The organism is Bradyrhizobium sp. PRIMUS42, assembly GCF_023006515.1.
Lineage (GTDB): Bacteria > Pseudomonadota > Alphaproteobacteria > Rhizobiales > Xanthobacteraceae > Bradyrhizobium.
The window spans coordinates 1-4,122 of sequence record NZ_JALBGZ010000566.1 but is presented as its reverse complement, the minus strand read 5'-3'; the positions used below and the strand labels follow the sequence as shown (position 1 = coordinate 4,122).

Genomic DNA, 4,122 nt, shown 5'->3' with positions numbered 1-4,122 from the left:
CCGGCGAGCAGCGGGCCGAACGCGACGGCAAATCCGAGGAACGCGACGAGCCAGCCGCAGGCGGCGACGTGCAACAACACATCGCTATGCGCGGGCAACGCCACGGCGGCAACGCGGGCCAGAGCCGCGATGACGATCGCAGCATAGATTCCCTGGATCGCCGGCGAAGCCGTCAACGCCTGGCCGGTATGGCCGAGGCTCGCGCGGGTCATCACTGCGAGCGTCATGGTTCCCGCCGCACCCGTCATCCAGGCGTGGATGCCGGCGCTTGGTGGCAGCGTTCCGAGAACCGCCAGGGCGTGCAGGATGAAGCCGAACGGCACGAAGACGTAGCCGACATGCAGGATCACCAGCAGCCGCTCACGGAAGGTGCGATCGCCGGCCCAGCGCGCAAGCCGCACCAGATGCAGCCCGCCGACCAGCGCCATCAAAACACCGGTGACGGCATTCAACGGTGCTACGACCCACGAGATGAGCGCGAGCGCACTCAATCCGATCACGGCGCCATCGAAGCGCCCGAACGGCACCGGCAGACGGCCAGAATTGAACTTGACCAGCCAGTTGCGGGTGAAGCTCGGAATGATGCGGCCGCCGATCAGCGCGATCAGAAGCACGACCACACCGATGCCGACCCGGATGCTGACATCGGCCGCGCCCTGGTAATGCGCCTCGAGATGAAAAGCGACATTGCCGGCGAGCAGAACGGACACCAGCACCACGACGGGCAGGTTGCGCCAGTTGCCGCCTGCGATGATCTCGCGCGCCGCGGCGGCGACGACCAGCGTCAGGAAGGCGGCATCGACGACCAGTGCAAAGGCCCAGCCGATATCGGCCGACAACGTCACCGCGACACGCCCGGCAAGCCAGACCATCAACAGCGCTCCCAGCGAGGTGCCCTGGATCGGCAACCGCCCGGTCCAGTTCGGAATCGCCGTGAACAGAAACCCGGTGATCACCGCCGGCAGGAAGCCATAGAGCATCTCGTGGACGTGCCAGTCGCGCGGCGCGAATGCGGAACTCACCGACAATTCGCCATAGAACATCGGCAGCCAGGCCAGGATCGACAGCCCCGCCTGGATCGCGGCGAGCAGGAAAAAGGGCCGAAAACTGTTCGCGAACAGCGGCCAGCCCTGAAAGTTGCGGGATCGGGCTCCAGCCATGGGGTCAACTCCAATGAAATTCAGACCGTTGCCTGAAAAATACTGCCAACCGGCCGTCCCGTTTTGCGCTATCGCAAACTATCGGACGATTGCAGGTGCCATCACACTCCCCAGCGCCAAGGAGGCAAAATGGCCAAGGTCGACACATCGCTGGTTGCGCATTTGCCGCTGTTTGCCGGGGTTACACCGGAAGCTCTGGACGAGATCCTGCGTGAGGCCCGCTCGGCGCGTTATCCCAAGAACAGCGCCATCTTCGAGCAGGGCGCGGACGCGCAATCCTTCTTCCTGCTGCTGCACGGCCATGTCCGCGCCGCCAAGACCACGCCGACCGGCGAGCAGATCGTGGTACGCTATGTCGCGCCCGGCGAAACCTTCGGGCTGGCCATGGCGATCGGTGCCACACGATATCCGGCGACGGCGATCGCGGTCGACGACAGCGTGGTGCTGATCTGGCCGACCTCGGCCTGGCCGCGGCTGATCGAGCGGTTTCCCTCGCTTGCCGCCAACACGCTCCAGACCGTCGGCACGCGCCTCCAGGAGAGCCACACCCGCATCCTGGAAATGTCGACCCAGCAGGTCGAGCAGCGCGTCGCGCATGCGCTGCTGCGCCTCGCCAAGCAGTCCGGCAAGAAGCTCGACCACGGCATCGAGATCGACTTCCCGATCAGCCGCCAGGACATCGCGCAGATGACCGGCACCACGCTGCACACCGTCAGCCGCATCCTGAGCGGTTGGGAAAGCCAAGGCCTCGTCGAGAGCGGCCGTCAGCGCATCATCCTGCGCGATCCGCACGGCATCGTCGTGTTGGCGGAGCGGAGCCCCGACAGCGGACCGGCGTGAGCCGCACCAAAACGTCTCCGCCCAGGATAGGGGTGAGGGGCGCTTCCGCTTACGGCGAAAGCCCTCCCTCACCCGGGAATCCGCGCGCGCCCGCGCGAATTCCAGACCGCTTCACGCCGGCACGCAATCGCACAACGCGGCGAGGAATTTTTCGCGGTCGATGCCGTGCTCGCGGCAGGCATCATCCACCGTGTGGAAGGTTGCGATCGGGCAACCGACACAAGCCATCCTGAAGGCCAGAAACACGCGGATCGTGTGCGGCGCCGTGCGCATGATGTCATCGACCAGATCGTGGGATCCAAAAGACATGGACAACTCCGTTCCGATAGGACGATAACGGAGGGGAGCGAAGTTTCTTTGTGGAAGCGCAAGCTGGTGCTGCTTCTCTCCGCCGTCATGCCGGGGCGCGACGAAGTCGCGAACCCGGAATGACGGAGAGGGTTACACAGCGCGGCTGTGCAGTTGCTTTGCCGGATTCAGGTGCGCGTCGAACGCGGCGGCGACGCTCCGAACCAGGAAGCGCGAATCCTTTGCGACTGCGAGGCGATTGCCCTCCAGCCTGACGACGCCGTCGGAGATCAGCGGCTTCAGACGCGCCGCCGAGTTCAGCATCTCCCCGGCCTCTGCACCATGGCGCGCGCAGATGTCGCCGAGGTCGGCGCTGAACTCGCACATGATCCGTTCGATGATGTCGGCCCGCAACCGGTCGTCGGCGGTGAGCCCATAGCCCTTCGCCGTGGCGAGACGGCCGGCGGCGATGTTCTGCGCATAGGCGCCGATCTGCACCTCGTTCTGGACGTAACCCTGCGGCAAATGCCCAATCGCGCTCGCGCCGAAACCGAGCAGGACTTCACCCTTGTCGGTGGTGTAGCCCTGAAAGTTGCGCCGCAATGTCCGGTCCTCGAAGGCCACGGCCATGGAATCGCCGGGCCGCGCGAAATGATCGAGCCCGATCTGCACGTAACCGGCCTCCTTCAGCGCGTTGGCGATCGCGCAAGCCTGGTCGTGACGCGCGAGACCGTCCGGCAGCACGGCCTCGTTGATCATCTGCTGATGCTTCTTGAAGCTCGGCACGTGCGCATAGCCGAACACGGAGAAGCGGTCGGGCGCGAGCGCGAGGCTGCGCCGGACCGTATCCAGACACGACGCGACGGTCTGGTGCGGCAACCCGTAGATCAGGTCGAAATTGAGCCCCTCGATGCCGGCACGCCGGAGCATGTCGACCACGGAAGCCGTCTGCTCGTAGCTCTGCACGCGATTGATCGCCCGCTGCACCACGGGATCGAAGCTCTGCACGCCAAGGCTCGCGCGGTTGACGCCGGAGAGCCGCATCGCCTCGACCATGTCGGCGGTCAATGTGCGGGGATCGATCTCGACCGCGATCTCGGCCGAGGGCAGCACGAAGAATTTTTGGCGCATCGTCGCCATCAACTCGGCGAAAGCCTCCGGCGCCATGATCGTCGGCGTGCCGCCGCCGAAATGGATGTGCTCCACCTTGATACGGCGGCCGATGGTTTCGGCGGCCAGGGCGATCTCGTTGCGCAGCGTCCGCTGATAGCCGGCGATGAGTTCGTCGCGGCGGACGATCTGGGTATGACAGCCGCAATACCAGCACATCTCGCGGCAGAACGGCACGTGGAGATAGAGTGACGCGCTGGTGCCCGCCGGCAGCTCCGCCAGCCACCGGGCGTAGGCGCCTTCTCCGATTTCCGACGAGAAATGCGGTGCGGTCGGATAGCTCGTGTAGCGTGGCAATCGTTCTTCGCCGTAGCTCGCCGCAAGATCAGCTCTCATGTCTTACCCATTCGTAAATTTCCGCCGTGTGCAGTTGTCACGGCAAATCACGGAATGCATTCCAGTACCCCGGATCCACGGAAGCGACCTTGCGCTCGCGCAAAGTCGGCCGGTGTGCCCCGGACATTGCGCTCGCGCAAAGCTCGACGACCGGTTCCGGGCCAAGATTGTGGCAATTCGCACGGCATCCGGAGCGTTTGCCCATGAGGATTCTCGCACTCGAACTGATTTTCTCCTTGCTCGACATCCGCGGCCATATCCCGCGTTTCGACGACTTCCGGCCGGCCCCGGTCGCACCGCCCCCGACCGGCACCGCGCGCGCTCTGGC

General features: G+C 65.1%; 4 protein-coding genes. 1 reads left to right on the top strand and 3 read right to left on the bottom strand.

Annotation, left to right across the window (positions count from 1 at the left end; all coding sequences use genetic code 11):
* A partial coding sequence (locus MOV75_RS29370; protein WP_247007071.1) for an NnrS family protein occupies positions 1-1,160 on the bottom strand: 1,160 nt, incomplete at its 3' end.
* 129 nt (positions 1,161-1,289) lie between these two features.
* On the opposite strand from MOV75_RS29370, the gene MOV75_RS29365 reads away from it, so the two are divergent.
* On the top strand, positions 1,290-2,000 hold the full coding sequence (locus MOV75_RS29365) for a Crp/Fnr family transcriptional regulator (protein ID WP_246931100.1): 711 nt from the start codon (positions 1,290-1,292) through the stop codon (positions 1,998-2,000).
* 111 nt (positions 2,001-2,111) lie between these two features.
* Here the strand turns inward: MOV75_RS29365 and MOV75_RS29360 are convergent, their stop codons facing one another.
* Positions 2,112-2,309: a DUF1858 domain-containing protein gene (locus MOV75_RS29360; RefSeq protein WP_246931101.1), complete on the bottom strand. Its 198-nt coding sequence runs from the start codon at positions 2,307-2,309 to the stop codon at positions 2,112-2,114.
* Between the two features lie 132 nt (positions 2,310-2,441).
* Positions 2,442-3,794 carry an oxygen-independent coproporphyrinogen III oxidase gene (gene hemN, locus MOV75_RS29355; protein ID WP_246931102.1) on the bottom strand — a complete coding sequence of 451 codons (1,353 nt, stop codon included), beginning with the start codon at positions 3,792-3,794 and terminating at the stop codon, positions 2,442-2,444.
* Positions 3,795-4,122: the final 328 nt, after the last annotated feature.